Annotated in this window: 21 protein-coding genes; 9 read left to right on the top strand and 12 right to left on the bottom strand. The window is 74.7% G+C overall.

All coding sequences use genetic code 11. The features are described from left to right. Positions 1–149: 149 nt before the first annotated feature. The 4 genes from FVA95_RS05760 to FVA95_RS05745 all read right to left on the bottom strand — a co-directional run bounded on the left by FVA95_RS05760 (position 150) and on the right by FVA95_RS05745 (position 4522). Positions 150–740, bottom strand: a complete 591-nt coding sequence (locus FVA95_RS05760; RefSeq protein ID WP_240051301.1) for a hypothetical protein — start codon at positions 738–740, stop codon at positions 150–152. A gap of 75 nt (positions 741–815) precedes the next feature. After that, positions 816–1418, bottom strand: coding sequence for a hypothetical protein (locus FVA95_RS05755; RefSeq protein ID WP_149663269.1), 603 nt, complete (start codon positions 1416–1418; stop codon positions 816–818). A 74-nt stretch (positions 1419–1492) separates the two neighbouring features. Beyond that, positions 1493–2098 (bottom strand): hypothetical protein, encoded by a 606-nt coding sequence (locus FVA95_RS05750; RefSeq protein WP_149663268.1) that lies wholly within the window; start codon positions 2096–2098, stop codon positions 1493–1495. A gap of 120 nt (positions 2099–2218) precedes the next feature. Further along, positions 2219–4522 (bottom strand): sodium-translocating pyrophosphatase, encoded by a 2304-nt coding sequence (locus FVA95_RS05745; protein ID WP_149663267.1) that lies wholly within the window; start codon positions 4520–4522, stop codon positions 2219–2221. A 368-nt stretch (positions 4523–4890) separates the two neighbouring features. On the opposite strand from FVA95_RS05745, the gene FVA95_RS05740 reads away from it, so the two are divergent. Then, positions 4891–7386: a DEAD/DEAH box helicase gene (locus tag FVA95_RS05740; RefSeq protein ID WP_370460833.1), complete on the top strand. Its 2496-nt coding sequence runs from the start codon at positions 4891–4893 to the stop codon at positions 7384–7386. Between the two features lie 374 nt (positions 7387–7760). Here the strand turns inward: FVA95_RS05740 and FVA95_RS05735 are convergent, their stop codons facing one another. Genes FVA95_RS05735 through ssd form a run of 7 tightly spaced genes read right to left on the bottom strand, consistent with a single transcriptional unit; the run spans position 7761 to position 12666 of the window. Next, on the bottom strand, positions 7761–8195 hold the full coding sequence (locus tag FVA95_RS05735; protein ID WP_149663266.1) for an Rv3654c family TadE-like protein: 435 nt from the start codon (positions 8193–8195) through the stop codon (positions 7761–7763). After that, positions 8192–8659, bottom strand: coding sequence for a TadE family type IV pilus minor pilin (locus FVA95_RS05730; RefSeq protein WP_240051295.1), 468 nt, complete (start codon positions 8657–8659; stop codon positions 8192–8194). The genes FVA95_RS05735 and FVA95_RS05730 overlap by 4 nt, the downstream gene beginning before the upstream one ends. Then, positions 8637–8837: a DUF4244 domain-containing protein gene (locus FVA95_RS05725; RefSeq protein ID WP_149663265.1), complete on the bottom strand. Its 201-nt coding sequence runs from the start codon at positions 8835–8837 to the stop codon at positions 8637–8639. The genes FVA95_RS05730 and FVA95_RS05725 overlap by 23 nt, the downstream gene beginning before the upstream one ends. Positions 8838–8895: 58 nt before the next feature. Beyond that, the gene (locus tag FVA95_RS05720; RefSeq protein ID WP_240051294.1) at positions 8896–9609 is read right to left on the bottom strand and encodes a type II secretion system F family protein; all 714 of its coding nucleotides are present in this window, start codon (positions 9607–9609) and stop codon (positions 8896–8898) included. Continuing rightward, entirely contained in the window at positions 9606–10394 is a 789-nt protein-coding gene (locus FVA95_RS05715; protein ID WP_149663264.1) for a type II secretion system F family protein, read from the bottom strand. Before FVA95_RS05715 ends, FVA95_RS05720 begins: the two co-directional genes overlap by 4 nt. Before the next feature lie 26 nt (positions 10395–10420). After that, positions 10421–11578, bottom strand: coding sequence for a TadA family conjugal transfer-associated ATPase (locus FVA95_RS05710; protein WP_149663263.1), 1158 nt, complete (start codon positions 11576–11578; stop codon positions 10421–10423). After that, positions 11575–12666, bottom strand: coding sequence for a septum site-determining protein Ssd (ssd, locus tag FVA95_RS05705; RefSeq protein ID WP_149663262.1), 1092 nt, complete (start codon positions 12664–12666; stop codon positions 11575–11577). The genes FVA95_RS05710 and ssd overlap by 4 nt, the downstream gene beginning before the upstream one ends. A 678-nt stretch (positions 12667–13344) precedes the next feature. Here ssd and FVA95_RS05700 point away from each other — a divergent pair. Next, positions 13345–14304 carry an HAD family phosphatase gene (locus FVA95_RS05700; RefSeq protein WP_205015768.1) on the top strand — a complete coding sequence of 320 codons (960 nt, stop codon included), beginning with the start codon at positions 13345–13347 and terminating at the stop codon, positions 14302–14304. 1103 nt (positions 14305–15407) lie between these two features. Here FVA95_RS05700 and FVA95_RS05695 read toward each other — a convergent pair. Beyond that, positions 15408–16160 carry an oxidoreductase gene (locus tag FVA95_RS05695; RefSeq protein ID WP_149663261.1) on the bottom strand — a complete coding sequence of 251 codons (753 nt, stop codon included), beginning with the start codon at positions 16158–16160 and terminating at the stop codon, positions 15408–15410. Positions 16161–16497: 337 nt separating this feature from the next. Between FVA95_RS05695 and acs the strand changes: the two genes are divergently transcribed. From acs to FVA95_RS05660, 7 genes are all read left to right on the top strand, one after another. After that, positions 16498–18474, top strand: a complete 1977-nt coding sequence (gene acs / locus FVA95_RS05690; RefSeq protein WP_149663260.1) for an acetate--CoA ligase — start codon at positions 16498–16500, stop codon at positions 18472–18474. 42 nt (positions 18475–18516) lie between these two features. Further along, entirely contained in the window at positions 18517–18960 is a 444-nt protein-coding gene (arfB, locus tag FVA95_RS05685) for an alternative ribosome rescue aminoacyl-tRNA hydrolase ArfB (RefSeq protein WP_149663259.1), read from the top strand. Between the two features lie 133 nt (positions 18961–19093). Continuing rightward, positions 19094–19606 carry a phage holin family protein gene (locus FVA95_RS05680; protein WP_149663258.1) on the top strand — a complete coding sequence of 171 codons (513 nt, stop codon included), beginning with the start codon at positions 19094–19096 and terminating at the stop codon, positions 19604–19606. A 6-nt stretch (positions 19607–19612) separates the two neighbouring features. Then, positions 19613–20563, top strand: coding sequence for an alpha/beta fold hydrolase (locus FVA95_RS05675; RefSeq protein ID WP_149663257.1), 951 nt, complete (start codon positions 19613–19615; stop codon positions 20561–20563). A gap of 50 nt (positions 20564–20613) precedes the next feature. After that, on the top strand, positions 20614–21882 hold the full coding sequence (gene purD, locus FVA95_RS05670) for a phosphoribosylamine--glycine ligase (RefSeq protein WP_020627151.1): 1269 nt from the start codon (positions 20614–20616) through the stop codon (positions 21880–21882). A gap of 199 nt (positions 21883–22081) precedes the next feature. Continuing rightward, positions 22082–22291, top strand: coding sequence for a hypothetical protein (locus FVA95_RS31355; protein ID WP_075550151.1), 210 nt, complete (start codon positions 22082–22084; stop codon positions 22289–22291). Between the two features lie 164 nt (positions 22292–22455). After that, the gene (locus FVA95_RS05660; RefSeq protein ID WP_205015769.1) at positions 22456–23574 is read left to right on the top strand and encodes a pyridoxal phosphate-dependent aminotransferase; all 1119 of its coding nucleotides are present in this window, start codon (positions 22456–22458) and stop codon (positions 23572–23574) included. The last annotated feature ends 1 nt before the right edge of the window (position 23575 follow it).

The following is a 23575-nucleotide window of genomic DNA, read 5'->3' as shown; positions in this document are numbered from 1 at the left end:
CGGTCCCGGAGCGTGCCGGGACGGTTGCGCTGAGCGTCTTCTTCGGGGTCGACGATCGCACGATCTCACACCGTCGTCGCTCCGTGTCGTGGCTCGTGCCACTGGGAGCGGGCGAGTCGCCAGCGTAGACCCAGCCGTAGTTCGGCAGGTCAGGCGGCCGGTCGGCCGCGGTACCGGGGCCAGTCGGCCGGATTCGTCATCCGCGGCGCGGGGCCCACCAGTTCCACCAGTCGGGCCAGTCGACGCGCTCCGTGCAGGCGTAACGCCGGGCCGGGCGCGCCGTGTTCCCCCGGGGCGAGCCGCGCCGGGGGCAGACCGGCCCGGGTGGCGGCGGCGATCAGCGGGCCGTGTGTCCACGACGCCAGTGGATCGAGCAGCAGCAGGTACCCGCCCCGCAGGTCGGGGGTGCCCGCGGCGAGCGCCCACAGCCGGAGCGCGGCGCCGTCGAGCTGGAAGTCCGGCGGGATCTGCTTGCGACCGTCCGGCGTGCACCAGGCGCGGGCCAGGGGGACCAGGTCGCGCCGGAACGCGCTGCGCATCCCGGACGCCCCGGGGGCGAGGGTGACGCCGCGGGCGGCCGCCAGCGCGGCCAGCGCGGTCTCGCGACCGTCGATGGGCAGAGGGACGTCGAACCGGGCCGTGTCCCCGGCGCCGAACCGCTCGATCCGCCCGGGCCCGCAGAGCAGCCCGGCCAGGTCGGTCAGCCCGGCCGGCCGGGCCTCCGCGGAGAACAGCGACATCTGCGGCACCCGCGAAGCATAGAACGCATGTTCGACGTTGCCCAGCGGGGAGCGCCGGACGGGTGACGCACCGGGTCAGGCGGGGCCGTTGATCTTCTTGAGTGCGACGCACTTCGGTGCGGTCGCGAACGCCTTGTCCAGCCGCGGGGTGGGCCCGATCTTGTCCAGCCCCTGGGCGCCGGAGATCGTCCGCAGCTTCTGCTGGGCACCGTCGAGCTTGCCCTTGAAGCCCTGGACGTCGTTCGGGTCGATCGCGTCGACGTCCTTCTTGGCCTGGGCGATCGTCGTGCCGGACCGGTCGAGCATGTCGCGGACCGCGGTGGCCCACGCGTCGCCGCCGCTCACCGGGGACTGCCCGGCCGCGGCCAGCTGCTTCTTGCCGGTGTCGATGCCGGCCGCCACCTTGCCGAGGTACTCCGACAGGCGCGTCTTGATCCCGGCGAGGTCGGCGCCGTCGTAGTTCGGCGGGGTGTTGAGCGGCTGGTAGTAGGCCAGGGTCGCGCCACAGACCTTGTCGCCCCAGGCGACCGGATCGGCGCCGACGCCCGCGGTCGGTCGGGGGGCCGGGTCCGCCGCGGGGGTGCCGGCCACGCTCGACGCGCAGCCGCCGGCCAGGAGCGCGGCGAGCAGGGTGGGGAGCAGGACCCGGGCGGTGCGCGCCGGGCGGGGGTTGGCCATCGTCGGGCTCCAGGGTCGGGGCCCGTGGGGGCCCGGGACACGGACAGTGGTCGACGGTAGGACGCCGTCGCCGGTCAGCTGCCTCCGCCCTCCCCGGTTGACCCGTTCGGGGCATCTGCGGGGCCGCCGGGCGGTGGTGTCGGGCGGGCCTGCTCCGCCGTTCGGGTGAGGTCCGTGCAGGCCGTCGAGGCCCGGAACGCCGAGGCGATCGCCGGGTTGCCGGTGACCTCGTCGAGCGGCCCGGTGGTGCCGGCGAGGCGGGCGAGCGGCTCCAGCGCGACGGGCAGGTCGCGCTGCACCGCGGCCGCGTCGGCCGGGTCGATGGCGTCGACCCGCGAGCGCGCCCCGGAGAACGCCGAGCGGATCTCTCCGAGCCCGCCCTGGAGCCGCGCGGAGAGGGCCTCGCCGTCGTCGACGGGGGCCGGACCGAGCCGGTCCAGGTCGCCCAGCGCGCCGTCGGCGGCCTGGGTGGTGCGGGTCAGGTAGTCGGAGAGGGCCCGCAGCCGCTGCGCCGGATCCGGGGTCTCCGCGGGCGCGTCCACGGCGGTGCGGACGAAGGGCAGCACGGCCGCGCACATCGAGTCGGTCCACTGTTCGACGGTCGGCCCGGAGGGGCCGCAGCCCGCCAGCACGACGGCCGGGGCGACGAGGAGGGCGGCAAGACCTCGCGATGTCCGCATCGCTCCTCCGTCGGGGGTGATCACTGCGGTCCGGCGGAGAGTATCCGAATCGTCCCGGGACGAAAGACGGCCGCCCGTCCCGATGGGACGAGCGGCCGCCGTGGTCCTGCGAGGTGTCGGCTAACCGACCGAGCTCTCGGCCGGGGTGTCGGTGATCGCCGAGGTGCGGCGCTTCGAGACCACCACCGCGGCCGCGATGATCACCACCGCGACGATCGCGATGAGGACGCGGATCACCGGTTTGGCGTCCGGCGTGGACAGCACCACGACCGCGGGGGCGATCAGCACCGAGACCAGGTTCATGACCTTGATCAGCGGGTTGATCGCGGGGCCCGCGGTGTCCTTGAACGGGTCGCCGACGGTGTCGCCGATGATCGTCGCCTCGTGGGCGTCGGAGCCCTTGCCGCCGTGGTTGCCGTCCTCGACGAGCTTCTTGGCGTTGTCCCAGGCACCGCCCGAGTTGGCCAGGAAGATCGCCATCAGGACGCCGGTCGCGATGGCACCTGCCAGGTAGCCGGCCAGCGGGCCGACGCCGAGACCGAACCCGACCGCGATCGGGGCGAAGATGGCGAGCAGGCCGGGGGTGGCCAGCTCGCGCAGCGAGTCCCGGGTGCAGATGTCGACGACACGGCCGTACTCCGGGCGCTCGGTGCGGTCCATGATCCCCGGGTGCTCGCGGAACTGGCGGCGCACCTCGTAGACGACGGCGCCCGCGGCGCGGGTCACCGCGTTGACCGCGAGGCCGGAGAACATGAAGACCACCGAGGCGCCGATGATCACGCCGACCAGGGTGTTCGGGCTGAACACCTCGTAGGCGAACGCGGTCCCGGCGTCCTGGGCGGCGATGTTCACCCCGGCCAGTGCCTGGCTGATCGCGTCGCGGTAGGAGCCGAACAGCGCCGTCGCCGCGAGCACCGCGGTGGCGATCGCGATGCCCTTGGTGATCGCCTTGGTGGTGTTCCCGACGGCGTCGAGCTCGGTGAGGATGTCGACGCCGTCGCCCTCGACGTCGCCGGACATCTCCGCGATGCCCTGGGCGTTGTCCGAGACCGGGCCGAAGGTGTCCATCGCGACGATGACGCCGACCGTGGTCAGCAGTCCGGTACCGGCCAGTGCGACCGCGAACAGTGACACGACGATCGAGCCGGACAGCAGGAACGCGCCGTAGACGGCCGCGGAGATGACGAGTGCGGTGTAGACGGCGGACTCGAAGCCGATCGAGATGCCGGACAGGATCACGGTGGCCGCACCGGTCAGCGACGACTCGCCGACGTCCTTGACCGGGCGGTCCTCGGTGCCGGTGTAGTAGCCGGTCAGCTTGAGGATGACCGCGGCCAGCACGATGCCGATGACGACGGCGACCGAGGCGATCAGGCGCGGGTCGCCGGCGAGCCCGACGACGCTGGTGTCGGTCGGGTTCAGCAGCTCGCCGAAGGTGCTCGGGAGGTAGACGTAGGCGGCGATGATGGACAACACGCCGGCGAACAGCGCCGAGAGGTAGAAGCTGCGGTTGATCGCGCGCAGGGTGTTCTCCCCGGCGCGGGCCTTGGTCAGGTAGACGCCCAGGATCGCGGTGATCACCCCGATTGCCGGGACGATCAGCGGGAACAGCAGGCCCTGCAGGCCGAACGCCGCGGTGCCGAGGATCAGTGCGGCGACCAGGGTCACCGCGTAGGACTCGAACAGGTCGGCGGCCATGCCGGCGCAGTCACCGACGTTGTCGCCCACGTTGTCGGCGATGGTGGCCGCGTTGCGGGGGTCGTCCTCGGGGATGCCCTGCTCGACCTTGCCGACCAGGTCGGCGCCGACGTCGGCGGCCTTGGTGAAGATGCCGCCGCCGACCCGCATGAACATCGCGAGCAGTGCCGCGCCGAAGCCGAAGCCCTCCAGGACGCGGGGCGCCTGGCCGGCATAGACGAGCACGACGATCGCGGCCCCGAACAGGCCGAGGCCGACGGTGAACATGCCGACGACGCCGCCGGTGCGGAACGCGATGCGGGTCGCCTTCTCGCGCCCGCCCGGCTCGCGGGAGGCCGCGGCGACGCGGATGTTCGCGCGGGTGGCGAGCCACATGCCCAGGTAGCCGATGATCGCGGAGAAGACCGCGCCGACGACGAAGAAGATCGATCGTCCGATGCGTTCACCGAGGTCCTCGGCGGGGAGCGCGAAGAGCAGGACGAACACGATCGCGGCGAAGATCGCGAGCGTGCGGAACTGGCGGTTGAGGTACGCCGTGGCGCCCTCCTGGACCGCGCGGCCGATCTCCTGCATGTTCGGGGTGCCCTCGCCGTAGGAGAGCACCTCCCGCAGCAGTAGACCGCCGACGACCAGGGCGACGAGGGCGACCACCGCGACCACACCGACGATGGTGAGGTCCCCCGCGCCGAGCTCGAGGCCCTGGGCGAGGTAGGTGGGCTGGGACATCCGTGTCCTCCCGGTGGAAAGGATCCGGCCGGCGAGGTCCCCGGCGGCCGGGTCGGGGTCACTGTGGCGCGACCCGGCCGGGCGGCGACGGCCTCGTCGGCGTCGACTGGGCCCGGGCGGCGTCCACCGGTGACCGGGCTGGTGCAGTCTATGAGTGTGGGACATCCCTCAGTGCGATTGGGATCACAAGACGTAACGAACTGGCAAAAGTGATCAATCCCACACGATGTCGCGACGCAATCCGGGAACCTGCAGATCACCTGGGACGCAACCACTTCTGCCATCCGCCCGTCCTGTGCCCGTCGGCCGGGGGCGGATACCGGGAGCGACCTCGGATCGTTCGAACATCTGTGCCATCGTGGTCGGTCGTGGGAGCGACGGCGGACAGCACGCAGGGCCCGGACGGGTCGCAGCGCGGGATGGAGCTGCTCCGCCGCGTGCTGGCGGGTTCGGGCCTCGACCCGGCTCGTGCCGACGCCACGTGGACGTCCGGTCTCAGCGGTCCTGCCGGTTCCAGCGGTCGTCCCGGTCCTGCCGATCCGCCCGGCTTCCGTGGTGTCGATGGCGACGATCCGGCCGGCGCCGTCGACGACCCGTTGCGGCACGTCGTGCGGATTCCGGCACGGCCCGGCCGCCAGGTCGACTGGCCGGGCTGGACACCCGAACCGCTGCGCACGGCCTGGGCGGCCCGCGGCGTGACCCGCCCGTGGTCGCACCAGGCACACGGGGCGGAACTGGTGCACTCCGGCGCCGACGTCGTCGTCGCGACGGGGACGGCATCGGGGAAGTCGCTGGTCTACCAGCTCCCGGTGCTCGCCGGGCTGGCCGAGGACCCGCGGGCCACGGCGCTGTACCTCGCCCCGACCAAGGCACTCGCGGCCGACCAGCTGCGGTCCCTCGACGGGCTCGCCCCGGACGGTGTCCGACCTGCCGCTTTCGACGGTGACACCCCCATGGACCAGCGCGACTGGGTCCGCAGGCACTGCCGGTGGGTCTTCTCCAACCCGGACATGCTGCACCGGTCGCTCCTTCCCCGGCACGGGCGCTGGACGACCTTCCTCCGCCGGCTGCGCTACGTCGTGGTCGACGAGTGGTGCCACACCTACCGCGGGGTGTTCGGCTCGCACGTGGCACTGCTGCTGCGACGGCTGTTGCGCCTCGCCGCCCGCTACGGCGCACGCCCCACGATCGTGCTCGCCTCGGCGACGGTGGCCCGCCCGGAGGAGTTCGCGTCCCGGCTGACCGGCCGCGACGTCGTCGCCGTCACCGAGGACGGGTCCCCGCATGCCGGTCGCACCGTCGCGTTCTGGGAGCCGCCGCTGCTCGCCGAGATCACCGGGGAGAACGGGGCGCCGGTCCGCCGCTCCGCCGGGGCCGAGGTCTCCCGGATGCTCGCCGACCTCGTCCTGGAGGACGCGCGGACCTTGGCCTTCGTCCGGTCCCGGCGGGCCGCCGAGCTCACCGCGCTCGGTGCGCAGCGCCAGGTCGCCGAGATCGCTCCCGAGCTGGCCGCGCGGGTGGCCGCCTACCGCGGCGGCTACCTGCCGGAGGAGCGCCGTGCGCTGGAGGCCGACCTGATGTCGGGCAAGCTGATCGGGGTCGCGACCACCAACGCCCTCGAGCTCGGCGTCGACATCTCCGGGCTCGACGCGGTGGTGCAGGCCGGCTTCCCCGGAACCCGCGCGTCGTTCTGGCAGCAGGCCGGGCGTGCCGGGCGCGCCGCCGACGAGGCACTCGTCGTGCTCGTCGCCCGCGACGACCCGCTCGACACCTACCTCGTCCACCATCCGAGCTCGCTGGTCGGTGCGCCGGTCGAGAGCTGCGTGCTCAATCCGGTCAACCCGTACGTGCTCGCTCCGCAGCTGGCGTGCGCGGCCGCGGAGATGCCGCTGACCACGGTCGACGTCGAGGAGACGTTCGGGGGAGCGCCCGCGGTGGAAGTCCTCGACGCCCTGGTCGAGGAGGGCGTGCTGCGCCGCCGACCGCACGGCTGGTTCTGGCCCGACACCGGCGACGCACCCGCCGCGCACGTCGACATCCGAGGCTCCGGACTCGGGCAGGTCGCCGTGGTCGAGGCGGCCACCGGGCGGATGCTCGGCACCGTCGACGGCGGCTCGGCCCCGGGCACGATCCACTCCGGCGCGGTGTACCTGCACCGTGGTGACAGCTTCGTCGTCGACGAGCTGGACCTCGACGACGGCGTCGCACTCGTCCACGCCGAGGCCCCGGACTGGCGCACCGAGGCCCAGTCGGTCTCCGACGTCGCCGTGCTCGAGGTACTGGAGCACCGCCGGTGCGGGCCGGTGCAGGTCTGCTTCGGCGCGACCACGGTGACCAGCCAGGTCGTCGCGTACCGCCGACGGACCCCGGACGGGACGGTGCTCGACCAGACGGCGCTGGACCTGCCGCCGCAGAGTCTGGACACCCGCTCGGTCTGGTACACGATCGACCCCGACGCGCTCGCCGACGCGGGCATCGACGAGGCACGTCTCCCCGGTGCCCTGCACGCCGCCGAGCACGCCGCGATCGGACTGCTCCCGCTGTTCGCGATCTGTGACCGCTGGGACATCGGTGGCCTGTCCACCGCGCTGCACCCCGACACCGGGCTCCCGACGGTGTTCGTGCACGACGGGCACCCCGGCGGGGCAGGGCTGGCCGAACGCGGCCACGAGGTGCTGGGGCGATGGCTGGCGGCGACCCGCGCCGCGGTCCGGGATTGCGAGTGCCGCACCGGATGCCCCTCGTGCGTGCAGTCCCCGAAGTGCGGCAACGGCAACAACCCGCTGGACAAGAGCGGGGCGGTGCAGGTGCTGGATCTGGTCCTGGCCGCGCTGGAAGGCGGGACCCCGACCGGCTCGCGGTGACCGCGGGACCGGACGGGGTACCACCGGCCCGCCCGTCGGGGGCGGGGGCGGACCGGTGGCAACCACGTGCGACGACATCGGACGGGGGCGCCAGGGGCGCTCCGACGTCATCGCTGTCTGGGGAGCGTGGTCTTCGTGGCGGGGGCGGACCGGACCCTGCCCGTCCTCGCGACTCCTAGTAGGCCCGAGTGTCGCGACAGTGACCAGATGTGGGCCGCGCAACGTCGGTGATCGGTCAGGCCCCCACGACGAAATGCCGTTGCGTTGGGACGTTCGTCGTAAGCAATCGTGATGACGGCGTGCTCCGGGGTTCGCCGTCCGTTCATCTGGAGGCGCAGACCGCTCACCGAGATCGTGATCACGTCCGGGCGTGTTCACGACGGCTCCACGACCGGAACGGAACCGTCCACGGGCCCGCTCGCCGGGGGCGGGCCCGCGTCGACGGGAGCCGGACCCGCGCGTGCCCTCGCCCGTGCGGGAGCCCGCAGCGGGAGCAGCCCCGACCAGGCGACCTGGGTCTCGACCAGGGCGTCCCAGCCGTCGAGGCGGCAGGTCAGCAGCTCGGCGCCGTTGCGGGCGGCGAGGTCGGCGGCACGAGCGCAGGCGGCAGCGGTGCCGTCCACCGACTGGCCCGTGGCCGCGAGCGCGGACAGGTCTGCGGCGGCGGAGGCGACGTGCCGGGCGCGCGTCGCGGCGGCCAGGTCGACACCGACGGTGCCGACCAGGAGCAGCACCGCTGCGGCCGTCGCGGCCCAGACCGAGGCGACGCCCGCGTCGCCTCCTCGGGGTACCGGGGCGTGCCGGCTCATGGCGCGCTTCCGGGCTGCGCCGGCGCGGCCCCGGAACGGACCGCGCCCGCCGTGACGCCGGGCTCGACCGCGGCGGTCGCGGCGCCGCTGATCGTGACCGGGAGCAGCCCGACCGGCCGGACCCGCACCGTCACGACGACGAGATCGCCGTCGACGCGCAGCTCGGGCTCGGCCCCGGCCGGTGCGAGCTGCGCTGCTGCGGCCCGACCCCGCTCGGTGTCACCGCGCGCGGCCTGGCGGGCCAGTTCGAGAGCAGCGTCGGTGCAGCGGACCCCGGCCGCCACCGCGGCGACGGCTCCGACCGCCGCCGCAGTGACCGCGACCAGGGTGCCGAGCGCCAGCGCCGCCTCGACGGTGACCGCGCCGCGGTCGTCCGCCAGCCAGGACGGCGGGCCGCTCGTGGGGCCGACGGCGGTACCACGGCGGGCGGCGCGGCCGTTGTCAGAGCGTCGTGGACAGTGCACGTTGCACGATCCCGGTAAGGGCGGCGAGGACGTCTCCGCCGCTGACGATCGCGTAGAGGAGCGCGGCGAACGCCGCGGCGGCGACGGTGCCGACGGCGTACTCGACGGTGGACATGCCGTCGTCGTCGGAGGCGAGTGCGCGCAGCCGGCGGTGCAGCAGGGAACGGGTGGGGGTCATCGGTGTCTCCTTCGTCGGGGGCCCGCGGAGTGCGGACCCGGTCGCCGCGCGGCGGTGGTCACCACCGTGCGAACGCCTCCCCGGCCAGCCCGATCACGACCGGCACGATGCCGAGGACCAGGAAGGCGGGCAGGAAGCAGAGCCCCAGCGGGGCGGTGATGCGGACAGCGGCGCGCTGCGCCCGCTCCTCGGCCAGATCCGCGAGACCGGCGCGCAGCCGAGCGGCTTCCGCCGCGGCGGAGCGTCCGAGGGCGGCACCGGTGCGGGCCGACCGGCCCGCCGCGCGGGCGAACCCGGCGAGTTCGGGGACCGGGCCCGCGGCGGCCCAGGCGTCGTCGGGGTCGGCGCCCAGCGCCAGCAGGCCCGCGACCCTGCGCAACGCCTCACCGGCCGGGCCGTCGAGCCGTCGGGCCGCGGCTCCGACGGCGTCCGCCACGGCGAGACCGGCGGCGAGGCAGGTCGCGAGGAGATCCCAGGCGGCGGCCAGATCCGCGGAGTCCACCGACGCAGCCGGTCCGCGGGCCGCCCGCCGGGCGAGCCACAGCAACCCGCCGCCCAGCGCGGCGCCGACGACCGCGCCGCCCATCCCGCCGAGGGCTCCGCCGAGCGCGGCCCCGGCAGGGACGAGCACCGCGAGGACCGCGGTGCGGGGCGGCGCCGCGGCCGTCGTCGACCCGGTGACGGCACGCAGCCCGCGCAGCCGCCCCGGTCCGGGACGCCCGCCGCCGACGACCAGGGCGAGCGCGGCGAGCCCGAGCGCGGCCGCGGTCACGTCGGCACCGCCGCACGCAGGATCCGGTCGGCCCACGCCGCCCCCGCGACCGTGAGGCCGACCCCGGTCAGCAGCAGAGCGGGCCCGTGCAGCCCGGTGCGCAGCACGGTCAGCGGCGCGATGCCCATCAACTGCCCGAGACCGATCCCGGCCAACGGCAACGCGGTCAGCACCGACGCCGTCGCCCGAGGCCCGGCGAGCTGGGCTCGCACCCGGGCTCCGTGCGCGATCCGCCAGCGGATGTCGTCGAGCAGGCCGGTGAGCAGGACGGCGAGCGGGGCACCATGGGTGTCGGCGAGTTCCCAGGCCGAGGCGACCCGCTCGACGTCGCGCCGGGCGGGGCCCCGCGCCGTCCGGCGCAGGGCCTCGGGGACCGGCTCACCGATCCGCGCGGCGACCGCAGCCGGCTCGAGCAGCGCGCGGGCGAGTGGCCCGTCGTGCACGTGGCCGGCCAGCGCGGCCGCGGGGTGCGCGCCGGTGCGCAGCTCGTCGGTGATCCGGGCGAGTGCGTCGGCGAGTTCGGCCGCCGTCGACCCGGCCCGGTCCGCGGCCCGACGTGTGGCGATCCGGCGCCGCACTCCCCACGCCACCCCCGCCGCGCACACCGCGCCGGCGGGGCCCAGGAGCAGCCACCCCAGCGGGGCGGCGAGCAGCGGCAACGGCGGAGCGAGCAGCCGGGCCGTCGGGAGGGCGGTCCCGGTGCCGGTCAGGGCCCGCCACCGGGACCGCCCCGGCGCCGCGGGCAGTGTCAGCACCGCCAGCGCGAGCAGGACGGGGACCGCCACGCCCTGCGGTGTCCCGGGAAGTGCGCTCAGCACGGCACACCGACCCCGCGCTCGCGCAACAGCGTCGCGAGCTCGTCGCGGCCCGGCCCGACCCCGGAGCCGCGGCTCCAGGCGGCGGTGACGTGGGGGGTGCCGTCGTCGGAGCGGCCCAGCACACCGATCTCGTCGAGCGTCCGGCCGGCGCCGGGGCGGCGTCGCATGTGCAGCACGACCTGCACGGCGGCGGTCAGCTGCCCGTCGAGCGCGGTGGGGGACATCCCGCCGAGCCCGGCCAGTGCCCGCATCCGGGCGGGGATCTCGCGGACCGAGTTCGCGTGCACGGTGCAGCCGCCGCCGTCGTGACCGGTGTTCATCGCCGCCAGCAGGTCGCACACCTCGGCGCCGCGAACCTCGCCGACGACCAGCCGGTCCGGCCGCATCCGCAACGCCTGACGTACCAGTTCGCGCAGCGGAACCCCGCCCGAGCCCTCGATGTTCGGGGGCCGGGCGACCAGCCGCACGACGTGCGGGTGGCGTGGGGAGAGCTCCTCGGCGTCCTCGACGGTGATCAGGCGCTCACCCGGGTCGACCGCGCCCAGCAGCGCATTGAGCAGCGTGGTCTTGCCACTCCCCGTCCCACCGGCCACGAGCACGGCCAGCCGGGCGCCGACGATCGCGCGTAGCAGTGCCTCGCCGGTCGCGTCGAGGGTGCCGGTCCGCCGGAGCGCGGCCAGGTCGTGCCCGGCGGGACGCAGCACCCGCAGCGAGATCGCGGTCCCGGCCGCCGCCACCGGTGGGAGGACGGCGTGCAGCCGGACCCCGGCGTCGGGGAGCCTGCCGTCGACGCAGGGGCTCGCGTCGTCGAGGCGGCGGCCCGCGGCGAGTGCCAGACGCTGGGCGAGTCGCCGGACCGCGGCCTCGTCGGTGAAGGTGATGCCGGTACGGCGCAGTCCGTCGCCGCGGTCGACCCAGACGGCGTCGGGGGCGGTGACCAGCACGTCGGTGGTCATCGGGTCGCGCAACAGCGCGTCGAGCGGGCCCGCTCCGGTGAACTCCTGGCGCAGGGTGCGGAGCGCGGCGAGGACGTCCAGATCGGACGCGACCCCACCGGACTCGGCCCGCACCGCAGCGGCGACGGCGGCCGGCCCGGTCTCGCCGCCCGCGTCGGCCAGCCGGGCCCGCACCCGGTCGACCAGCGGGTTCACGACGCCGCCCGCCGGATGCCGGCCGCACCGGGGAGGCGCTCGTGCACGGCCCGGGCCGCGGTGGCCAGCGGGCCCCGCCCGGAGCCGGGCGTGCGGCCCCGTTCGAGAGCGCCGGCGAGGTCCCGCTCGGGACGCATGGTCGTGAGCAGCGGCAGCCCGAGAGAGGTGACGACCTCGTCGGGCGTGATCCCGCCGGGGGACGGCCCGCGCACGACGAGCTCCACGGCCCGGGCATGCTCGGCGAGCACGTCGGCGACCCGGGCGGCCGCGGCGCAGGATCGCAGCCCGGCGGGCACCACCAGGACGGTCAGGTCGGCTCTGCCGAGAGCGGTGAGCGCGGCATCGGTGGGGTAGCGGGGCAGGTCGCACACGACGGTGCCGCCCGCGCGGCGCCCGGCGTCGAGGACCGCGGTGACCGCGGCCGGTTCGGGTCCGTGCGGGGAGCGTGCGCAGGACAGCACCGACAACGCGGTGCGCCCGGACCCGGCCCGTGGGAGCGCGGCGTGCAGCGACGCGGCGCGCACCCGGCCGTCGTCGACCGACAGCTCCGGCCAGCGCAGCCCTGCCTCCTGCTCCAGCCCGACCATCAGGTCGAGGCCGCCGCCGAGCGGGTCGCAGTCGACCAGCAGCGCGGACTCCCCGGCTCGCGCGGAGGTCAGCGCGACCGCGGTGGCGAGCACCGAGGCACCCGCCCCACCGCAGCCGCCGACCACGGCCAGCACCCGGCCCGCCCGCCCGTCGCCCGCTGCTCGTTCCCGGGCGTCGGCGAGGATCCCGGCCAGGCCCGCCTCGCCCTGGGGGAGCTGCACGACCCGGTCCGCGCCGAGGGCGACGGCGAGCCGCCAGTCCTCCGCGGCGGGCTCGCCGGGGACGGTGATCACGACGCCGTCGCGGCGCGGGAAACCGGCCTCGCCGCAGCGCCGGGCCCCGGACCGGTCGAGCAGGACGACCGGTGCACGGGCCCAGGCCCGGCGGGCGTCGGCCGCGTCGACCGCGCGCTGGGCGTCCATGTCGGCTGCTGCGGCGAGCCGTAGCAGCGCGTCGAGCAGCTCGGGATCGTCGGCCACGATCAGGCAGCGCCGGTCCATCGCGTCGTCCTCCACACCGGCCCGCCGGTGCGAGCCCCGGTATCGAGCGTGCGGCCTCGGGAGGGCTCCGCCGGCCTCGATCGCGGGCCTGTGGACAACTTCGTGGAAACGGCTCGGCCTGTGGACAACTTCCCGGTTCCGTCGGTCCCGTGCGGGACGATGGAGCACAGGGGTGGGCCCTCGCGGGCGTGCGACGCAGGAGCGGTGCCGGGGCCGAGAGCAAGGGCACCGGAGACCGAGGCGGAGGCGGAGGACACGACTGTGTCCGTCCCGACCCGGACGTAGGACGACCCCCGCCAGGGGGATTGGCGGGGGCCGTCGGCTGGTTCAGCCCCGGGGGGTCGAGCTGAACCCGCTCGGACCAGGTCCGAGCTCGGTCAACTGTAGCCGGAACATGTCGGTCGCGCCCATACTCCGGCCGAGGGCTGCGCCGACCGGTACCGGGGACGACGTCACTCCCGGCGCCCGGCGGGGTGAAGTGCGCCACTGACCGGTGGGCGCATCCGGGCGACCGGTCGCATGCAGTCGATCACTCTCCGCTGCTGGCGTCGGTCTGCTCGCAGCCGGGCCGGACGGTGCCGGGACGGGTGGGGTTCACCGTGGGGTCGACGGTCGGGGGATGTGGACGGAGTGGAGGGCCGGGGAGGTGCGCTCCGCGTTTCGGGCACGCTGGACCTCGTGCCCGAGACCTCCAGAGCCCCCGCCGCACCGGACCGGACCGCCGGTGCCGCCGTCCCCCGAGCGGTGTTCCTCGACCTCGACAACACGATCATCGCCGGGTCGAGCGCGCTGGCGTTCGCGCGACCGTTCGCCCGTGCCGGTCTGATCGACCGCGCGACCGTCCTGCGCGGGGCGTGGGCTCAGCTGTTGCTCGTGCTCGCCGGCGCGGACGCGTCCACGATGGACACCCTGCGCCGCCGGATGGTGCTGATCTGCGAGGGCTGGGAGGTGGCGCGGGTCCGCACGATCGTCGCCGAGACGCTGCAGGAGATCATCGGTCCGCTCGTGTACCCGGAGGCGCTCCGGCTGATCGAGCACCACCGCGCGCAGGGGGCGGAGATCGTGCTGCTGTCGGCGTCGGGGTTCGAGGTCGTCGAGCCGATCGCCGAGCTGGTCGGGATCGAACGGTTCCGGGCGACGCGGATGCACGTCGTGGACGGCCGCTACGCCGGGGAGATCGCGTTCTACTGCTACGGCGAGGGCAAGGCCGTCGCGGCCCGGGAGATCGCCGAGGAGCTGGGGTTCGACCTCGCGCACTGCGCCGCCTACACCGACTCGATCACCGACCTGCCGCTGCTGGAGGCGGTCGGCCGGCCGTCCGTCGTGAACCCCGACCGCGAGCTGCGGGCGATCGCCCGTGAGCGGGGGTGGCCGGTGCTCGCGTTCGTCCGCGCGGCGTCCCGGCGGGACCGGTTGTTCCGGCTGCGCGACCGGTTGTCGGACCGGTTCGTGGCCGGGGCCCGGGGCGGTGCTCCCGCCGGTCCGGCGATCGACGCGGAGGGTGCGGACGCCGGCGGGGTCGGTGCGGCCGGGCCGTGGCGGGACCCGGCGCTGCTCGGCGCCGCCGCGGTCGGCGGGGTGCTCGCGGCGCTGCTGGCGGGCGCAGCGGTCACCCGGTCCGCCCGCGGCGGCCGCTGACACGACGGCCGGCCTGGGGACAGGTCGGCGCTGCCCGAGGTCGGGTGGTCCGCACTTCGCGCGACCAGTGTCCTCGGCCCGTCCCCGACTGATCCCTGCGTACTGCGTGATCGGGGAGTGCTCGCTGTGCAGGCCCGGTGCTCGTCGATCAGCGCGTCAGTGCTGGTCGCGGCGCCCGGGGCGACACTCGTGTGCTGATCGATCGGTGAGGAGGGGCGGCGCGGGACGAGGGGCGACGGGGCAGGGCGCCGGAGCAGGGGCCGCGGGGCGGAGGATGGACCGTGCCGCGCCGGGCTGAGCCACTAGGACCGTGCCGCGACGTGCGACGTGCGACCGGGGCCGTGCTGGACTGCGTCGCCGTCCAGCGCCGACCCACTGTCGATCAGTACATGAGTGCTGCCCAGACAGCGGCCACCAGCGCTCATGTACTGATCGACGGCGTCGCACGGCCCCACGGCGCACCGGGTGGGCCGGCGACCGGGGCGACAGGCAAGGTGTGGGCGAACGGGCAGGCGTGGCGGGCGGACGGCTCGACCGGAGCGGCCCGGCGTGGCCGACGCCGTCCAAGCGCCGACGCCGTCCAACAGCACCGACGCCGTGCAACAACGCGGCCGGTCACTCCGATGCAGGCGGCCTCGGGCGGAGTGCCCCGGCGCGGATCATGCGAGCCGTGTCCGGTGTGAGTGCGGTGCGGCGCAGGAATGCGCCCACAACCCGACCGCGACCGCCGTCCGGGCGTCGTCGAGCACCCACCCGGCGGTCGTCGCCGGTCACCCTGTGCTGCTGAACCGGTGCACATCGGTGAGGGGGTTGCCCACATCACGTTCCGGGTCTACGAAGGAGCCACGGACCCCGGCCGGGCCAGGGGCGTCTCGGAGGAGAAGAGGCGTCTCCCCTGACCGGGCTCCGTACGTGGGGACCGGACCACGTCCACGCCGAGCACGCCGCGGGAGGCATGTCGTCGTGGGCCTGCGAACCGGGACGCCGGGCGCCGAGGCCGCGCAACACGGCACGTAGTGCACGCCAGGACGCCGGTTCCCACGTCGGGCCGGGTGGCGCCCCTCGGGGCACCACCCGGCTCCTTCATGTGGCACGTCCGTGGCTCAGCCGGACTGCGCGGCGGCGATCGACAGGCCCTCCCGCCCGCCCGCCTCCCACTCCGCGCAGGTGTGGACGATCCAGCGGGCCAGCCCGTCGGGCGTTCCGGACGCGAACGCCGCCGCGGCATCCCGGTACTCCGCGGTGCGGCGCAGGAACCCCACCTCGGGCACCGACAGACCGCGCGGGTCCAAGCCGGTCGACATCGCGGTCAGCCGGGCCGCCGCCCGGGCCACGACCCCGTCGGCGGTGCCGAACGGCGCCAGGGTCAGCAGCTCGCCGTGCACGACGGCGACCAGCACCGGAGCCGGCACCGAGGTGCCCCCGCCGATCAGGTCGGCCAGTGCGGTGAGCCGCGCCGACGTCGCCGGGCGCGGCCTGCCCAGCACCTGCTCGTGCTCGTCGGTGGGCACGAGGTCCCCCGCGGCCAGCACGTGCAGCCGGGCGAGTCCCTGCAGCGGGGCCCGGCGCCAGGTGTCGAGGAGCTTGGCACGCTCGTCGGCGATCCGGACGGCGCCCGCGAGGACCGGGTCGGAGACGTGGTCGGCGGTGACCGGTCGCAGCGGGGCCCCGTCGATCGCGGCGGAGGAGCGGGCGGCGCGCAGGGCGGCCTCGGCGGCCGTCGCGGGCCAGCCGCGCCGGTTGACCGGCTGGTTGTGCACCTCGGTGGCCGCGTCGCGGGCGCGGGCGACCGCCTCGGCGACGCCGGGGAGTGCGGCGAGCGGGGCGAGCGGATCGGCTGCTGCGGGGCGGGCCATGGACGTCATCGTCCCAACCGGGGGGGGCTACCGCCCGGTAGTACCCCTGCGGTGTGGACCGCTCGGCGACCGGTCGTGGTGATCCGTCGACCGCCGGACATCCGCCCGCCCGCCGTCAGAGGGCCCGGGGACACCCTGTCGCGTCCGGGAACGGCCCCCCACCTGCGCGGACGGTCAGGTGTGGCGTCCGTGTCCGGTCGGTACCTGTCCCGACAGACGGTGCACGGGCGAGGACGGTTCACTAGCGTCGGACCGCACACGTGTGCGCACACCGAGTGCGCCCGAGGCCGCCACGTCGGCCCGAAGTGACCCGCCGCGTCGAGGAGGACACCAGGACATGGCCGAGTCCGAGAAGAGTTCCGCGCTCAGCGCGCTCTCCAGCGAGAGCAGGTCGTTCCCGCCGTCGGAGGAGTTCGCGTCGCAGGCGAACGCCACCGCCGACTGGTACGACCGTGCCGATGACGACCGCGAGGGGTTCTGGGCCGAGCAGGCCGACCGTCTGCACTGGACGAAGAAGTGGGACACCGTCCTGGACTGGCAGCCCCCGTTCGCGAAGTGGTTCGTCGGCGGTGAGCTGAACGTCGCCTACAACTGCGCCGACCGGCACGTCGAGGCCGGCAACGGCGACCGCGTCGCCATCCACTGGGAGGGCGAGCCCGGAGACTCCCGCACGATCACTTATGCCGACCTGCAGCGCGAGGTCTCCAAGACCGCGAACGCGCTGACCGAGCTGGGCGTCGGCAAGGGCGACCGCGTCGCCATCCAGCTGCCGATGATCCCCGAGGCCGTGTTCTCGATGCTGGCCTGCGCCCGCCTGGGTGCGCTGCACAGCGTCGTGTTCGGCGGGTTCTCCCCGGGCGCGCTCAAGGCGCGCATCGAGGACGCCGAGGCCAAGGTGCTGATCGCCAGTGACGGTCAGTACCGCCGCGGCAAGCCGGCTCCGATGAAGGAGAACACCGACGAGGCCGTCGCGGGCACCTCGATCGAGAAGGTCCTCGTCGTCAAGCGGACCGAGACCGACGTGCCGTGGACCGACGGCCGCGACGTGTGGTGGCACGACGTCGTCGACGGTGCGTCCGACCAGCACACCCCGGAGTCCTTCGACTCCGAGCACCCGCTGTTCATCCTCTACACCTCGGGCACCACCGGCAAGCCGAAGGGCATCCTGCACACCTCCGGCGGCTACCTCACGCAGTCCGCGTACACCCACAACGTGGTGTTCGACCACAAGCCGGGCGAGAGCGTCTACTGGTGCACCGCCGACATCGGCTGGGTCACCGGTCACACCTACATCGTCTACGGGCCGCTCGCGAACGGCGCCACGCAGGTGATCTACGAGGGCACGCCGAACACCCCGCACGAGGGCCGGCACTGGGAGATCGTCGACAAGTACAAGGTCTCGATCTACTACACCGCCCCGACCCTGATCCGCACGTTCATGAAGTGGGGCGAGGACATCCCCGCGAAGTACGACCTGTCCTCGCTCAGGGTGCTCGGCACGGTCGGCGAGCCGATCAACCCCGAGGCCTGGATGTGGTTCCGGGAGAAGATCGGCAAGGAGCGCTGCCCGATCGTCGACACCTGGTGGCAGACCGAGACCGGCTCGCAGATGATCGCCCCGCTGCCGGGCGTCACCGCGACCAAGCCGGGCTCGGCCATGCGTGCGCTGCCGGGCATCTCGGCCGCCGTCGTCGACGACACCGGCACCCCCGTGGGCAACGGCGAGGGCGGCTACCTCGTCCTCGACAAGCCGTGGCCGTCGATGCTGCGCGGCATCTGGGGTGACACCGAGCGCTACAAGGAGACCTACTGGTCCCGCTTCGCCGAGCAGGGCTACTACTTCGCCGGCGACGGTGCCAAGTACGACGACGACGGCGCCATCTGGCTGCTCGGCCGCGTCGACGACGTCATGAACATCTCCGGGCACCGCATCTCGACCACCGAGGTGGAGTCGGCGCTGGTCAGCCACCCGACCGTCGCCGAGGCCGCGGTCGTGGGCGCCTCCGACGAGACCACCGGCCAGGGGATCGTCGCGTTCGTGATCCTGCGCGGGAGCGCGTCGAAGGACGAGGCGAAGGGCGAGCAGGCCATCAAGGCGCTCCGCGACCACGTCTCCAAGGAGATCGGCCCGATCGCCAAGCCGCGCCAGATCCTGGTCGTGGAGGAGCTGCCGAAGACCCGCTCCGGCAAGATCATGCGCCGCCTGCTGCGCGACGTCGCCGAGAACCGGGACGTCGGCGACGTCTCGACCCTGGCCGACTCGTCGGTGATGGACCTGATCTCGTCCGGCATGAGCGAGTCCAAGGAGGACTGATCGGGTCCCCGGGCCCCGCGCGTGCCGCGGGGCCCGGGACCGATGGGCGACACTGGGGCGGTGGACGACCCGATCGAGGTGCGGCGCGGCTTCGTCGTGCCCGCCCGCGAGCTGAGCTGGCGGTTCTCCCGCGCCTCGGGGCCCGGTGGGCAGGGCGTCAACACCACCGACTCCCGGGTGGAGCTGTCCTTCGACCTCGCGGGCTCGCCGAGCGTCCCCGAGGACCTGCGCGACCGTGCCCTGTCGCGGCTGGCGAACCGGCTCGTCGACGGCGTGCTGACCGTCGTCGCGTCCGAGCACCGCAGCCAGCTCCGCAACCGCGAGGCCGCCCGCGGGCGGCTCGCGACCCTGCTCGGCGAGGCGACCGCGGCGGGTCCGCGCACCCGTCGCCCCACCCGCCCGACGCGCGGGTCGCAGCGCCGCAGGCTCGACGCCAAGAACCGGCGCGGACAGATCAAGAAGCTGCGCGGCCGCCCGGACGAGTGAGGCCCCGTCCCCGGCGTGGCGCAGCCGAGCAGCCCGGCTGACCCCGTGGCACGATGGCGGCTCACCGAACGACGGCCGTCCGGGGGATCCCCAGCTCCCCGGGCAGGCGAGTGCACCAGCAGGAGGGAAGACGGTGGCCAGCAACAGCCAGTCGGGCAACGCGGAGGTTCCGCCGGTCCTGCCCTCGATCCCGCTCACGAACGAGCCGGGGCCGCGCGACGCGTCCCTCGGCGCCCTCGCGAAGGACGTCACCACCCACCTCTCGACCCTGGTCCGGTCGGAGGTGGAGCTCGCCAAGGCCGAGGTCACGGCCGAGGTGAAGAAGGGCGTGCAGGGCAGCGTCTTCTTCGTGATCGCCGCGGTGATCGGGCTGTTCAGCCTGTTCTACCTGTTCTTCACCCTCGCCGAGTTCCTCTCGATCTGGCTCAACCGCGCCGCGGGCTTCGGGATCACGTTCCTGTTCATGCTGCTCGTCGCCGGCCTGTTCGGCTTCCTCGGCTACCTGCGGGTCCGCAAGATCCGCAAGCCGGAGCGCACCATCGACTCGCTCAAGGACTCCGCGCAGGTGCTCGCCCAGCGCGGTGACCGCGACAACGTCCGCGAGATCGCCGACGGCACCTCCGGGCGGCACGCAGCCGCGGGCTGATCCGGCGTGTCCGCGACGGCCGGCACCCCGCCCGACCCCTCGGTCGTCCGGATCCCCGGTCCGTGGACGCACCGTGCGGTGTCGGCCAACGGCATCCGCATGCACCTCACCGAGTACGGCCCATCGACCGGCCCGCTCGTCGTGCTGCTGCACGGCTTCCCGGAGTTCTGGTGGACCTGGCGCCACCAGCTCCTCGCCCTCGGCGACGCCGGCTACCGGGCCGTCGCGCCCGACCTCCGCGGCTACGGCGACACCGACAAGCCACCCCGCGGTTACGACCTGTGGACCCTCGCCGGGGACTGCGCCGGGCTGATCCGGGCGCTCGGGGAGTCGCGCGCCCACGTCGTCGGGCACGACTGGGGCGCCACGATCGGCTGGACGGTCGCCACGCTGCACCCGCGCCTGGTCGTCTCGCTCACCGGGCTCGGGGCGCCGCACCCGATCGTGATGCGGGACGCGCTGCTGCGCGACCCCCTCGGGCAGGGGGCGGCCAGCCGCTACATGGCCGGGTTCCAGCTGCCGCGGCTGCCGGAGCGCTCGCTGCGCGCCGACGGCGGCGCCCGGGTCGGCCGGATCATGCGGGCCTGGGCGGGGCCGGAGTGGGCCGCGACCGCCGACTTCGCCGACGTCGTGGCCCGCAACGCCGAGGCGATGCGGATCTCCACCGTGGCCCACTGCAGCCTCGAGTACTACCGCTGGGCGATGCGCTCCCAGCTGCGCCCCGACGGCCACCGGTTCGCCCGTGAGGTCTCCCGGCCGGTGGGGGTGCCGGTGCTGCAGGTGCACGGAGCCGACGACCCGTGCGTGCTCGACACCACCATGCGCGGCGACGAGCGGTTCGCCGGCGCCGGGCTGACCCACCACACGCTCCCGGCCACCGGGCACTTCCCGCAGCAGGAGCACCCCACACACGTCACCGCCCTGATCGGTGCCCATCTGCAGCGCTGCGACGGCTGATCCGAGACCGGTTCCCCGTCGTCCGACGTGCACGGATACGCTCGGCCACCGTGCGGATCCTGATCGTGGGAAGCGGTGCGCGTGAGCACGCCATCGCCGTTGCTCTGGCGCAGGACCCGGAGGTGACGGCGCTCGCCGTCGCCCCCGGCAACGCGGGAACGGCCGCGGTGTCCGAGCAGCTCGGGCTCGACGTCACCGACAACGGTGCCGTCGTCGAGCTGGCGCGGACCTGGAAGGCCGACCTCGTGGTCATCGGGCCGGAGGGCCCGCTGGTCAACGGCGCGGCCGACGCGGTCCGGGAGGCCGGGATCCCCTGCTTCGGCCCGAGCGCCGAGGCGGCCCGGATCGAGGGGTCCAAGGCGTTCGCGAAGGCCGTGATGAGCGCGGCGGGGGTGCCGACGGCCTCGTCGGTCGTCGTCGACAACCCGGCGCACCTCGACACCGCGCTGTCGGTGTTCACCCCGCCCTACGTCGTCAAGGACGACGGATTGGCCGCGGGCAAGGGCGTCGTCGTGTCCGACGACATCGAGGTGGCCCGCGCGCACGCCCTCGGGCTGCTCGACGCCGGCCACCCGGCGCTGCTGGAGTCGTTCCTCGACGGGCCCGAGGCGTCGCTGTTCTGCCTCGTCGACGGCGCCACCGTCGTGCCGCTGCTGCCCGCGCAGGACTTCAAGCGCGTCGGCGACGACGACTCCGGCCCCAACACCGGCGGCATGGGCGCCTACTGCCCGCTGCCCTGGGCGGGCGAGGACCTCGCCGAGGAGCTCGTCGCCCGGGTCGTCGCGCCGGTCGCCGAGGAGATGGTGCGCCGCGGGACCCCGTTCACCGGGCTGCTCTACGCCGGTCTCGCGCTGACCTCGGAGGGCCCCGCGGTCATCGAGTTCAACTGCCGCTTCGGGGACCCGGAGACCCAGGCCGTGCTGGCGCTGCTGCGCACCCCGCTGTCGCAGCTGCTGTTCGCCACCGCGACCGGCACGCTCGCCGAGCAGCCCGCGATCGAGTGGGCCGAGGGGGCTGCGGTGACCGTCGTCGTCGCCGCGGAGGGGTACCCGGCCACCCCGCGGCTCGGTGACGTCATCACCGGCGCCGAGGGCGACGGCGTGCTGCACGCCGGCACCCGTCGCCGCGACGACGGCGCGGTCGTCTCCTCCGGCGGGCGCGTGCTGTCGGTCGTGGGCACCGGCTCCGACCTCGCCGCCGCCCGGGCCGAGGCCTACGCGCGGCTGGCGCCGGTCCGCCTCGCGGGCTCGCACCACCGCACCGACATCGGTCTCAAGGCCGAGCGGGGCGAGGTCAGCGTCCCGGTTGCGCAGGGTTGATGTTACCGCCGCGTAACGCCCGTATGGCCTAGCGCGATTAGTCCGAATGGGCCCACCTGGGCATTCGAAAGCCGGTTGTTCGATGATCATGAAGAGCCGGTTAAAACGGACACCAGGGTTTGATCTCCACCGGTGCGGCGGGGAATCGTCCTGTGGCACAGGGGCACAGCCGGTGCCCCTGAACCTCAGGAGGATCATCATGGCCCACGCTCCCCAGCAGGCCCGTCGTCGTCGCGCCCTCGCCCTCGTGGGTGGCGTCGTCGCCGCGCCGCTCGCCGCCCTGGCGTTCACCGGTACCGCGCAGGCGGCCGAGCTGACCCCGGTCGCCGAGTACCTCGACGAGACCGTCGCCGCCACCGACGCGCAGGTCGGCGCGGTCGTCGACGCCCTGGGCTTCGAGGCCGAGTGACACCGGGCGGGCCCCGTGCCCGCCCCGGTTCGTGACTGACCGCGCGCCCGGGAGGGGCTCCCGCCCGGGCGCGCGGTCCGGTCCCCAGGGGGCCGCCGCCTAGGCTCGGCGGGGTGACCCGCCTGACCGTCGCCGCCCGCGCCGCCGTCGCCCCGTTCCATGTCATGGACGTCTGGGCGGCCGCCGCCGAGCGGGCCCGCACCCACGGCGACCTGATCAACCTCTCGGCCGGGCAGCCCTCGACCCCGGCGCCGGAACCGGTCCGCGCGGCCGCCGTCGCCGCCCTGGGGTCCCAGGTGCTCGGCTACACCGTCGCCCCCGGCATCTCCGAGCTGCGCGAGGCCGTCGCCGGGCACTACCGGCGGACCCGGGACCTGGACGTCGACCCGGGTGACGTCGTCCTCACCACGGGCTCCTCCGGCGGGTTCCTGCTGGCCTTCCTCGCCGCGTTCGACGCGGGCGACCGCGTGGCCATGGCCCGTCCCGGCTACCCCTGCTACCGCAACATCCTCGCCGCGCTGGGCTGCGAGGTCGTCGAGCTGCCGTGCGGTCCCGCCACCCGGTTCCAGCCCACGGTCGAGATGCTCGAGGCGCTCGACGAGCCGGTGAAGGGCCTGATCGTGGCCAGCCCGGCGAACCCCACCGGCACCGTCCTCGACCCCACCGAGCTCGCCGCGCTCGCGTCCTACTGCGAGGACCGCGGCATCCAGCTCGTCAGCGACGAGATCTACCACGGCATCACCTTCCCGGGCAGCCCCGCGACGAGCTGCGCCTGGGAGACCTCCCGCGAGGCCGTGCTGGTCAACTCCTTCTCGAAGTACTTCTCGATGACCGGCTGGCGGCTCGGCTGGCTGGTCTGCCCCCCGCGGCTGCGGCGCACCGTCGAGGGCCTCGCCGGCAACTTCACCGTCTGCCCGCCCGCGCTGCCCCAGCACGCCGCGCTCGCCGCGTTCGACGAGGCGAGCTACGCCGAGGCCGACGCCCACGTCGTGCGCTACGGCCGCAACCGCGACCTCCTCCTCGACGGACTGCGCGCACTCGGGACCACCCGGCTCGCCCCTGCCGACGGCGCGTTCTACGTCTACGCCGACATCGCGCACCTGCTGCGCGACGGCGAGGACTCGATGGGCCTGACCTACCGGCTGCTCGACGAGACCGGCATCGCCGTCGCACCGGGGCAGGACTTCGACCCGGTCGACGGCGGTGGCTACGTCCGCTTCTCCGGCGCCGGGACGCCGGAGGCCATCACCGAGGCGCTGGAGCGGTTGCGGGCCTGGGGCTGAA

The organism is Pseudonocardia sp. EV170527-09, from assembly GCF_008369905.1.
GTDB lineage: Bacteria > Actinomycetota > Actinomycetes > Mycobacteriales > Pseudonocardiaceae > Pseudonocardia.
This window is presented reverse-complemented; position numbering and strand designations above follow the sequence as displayed.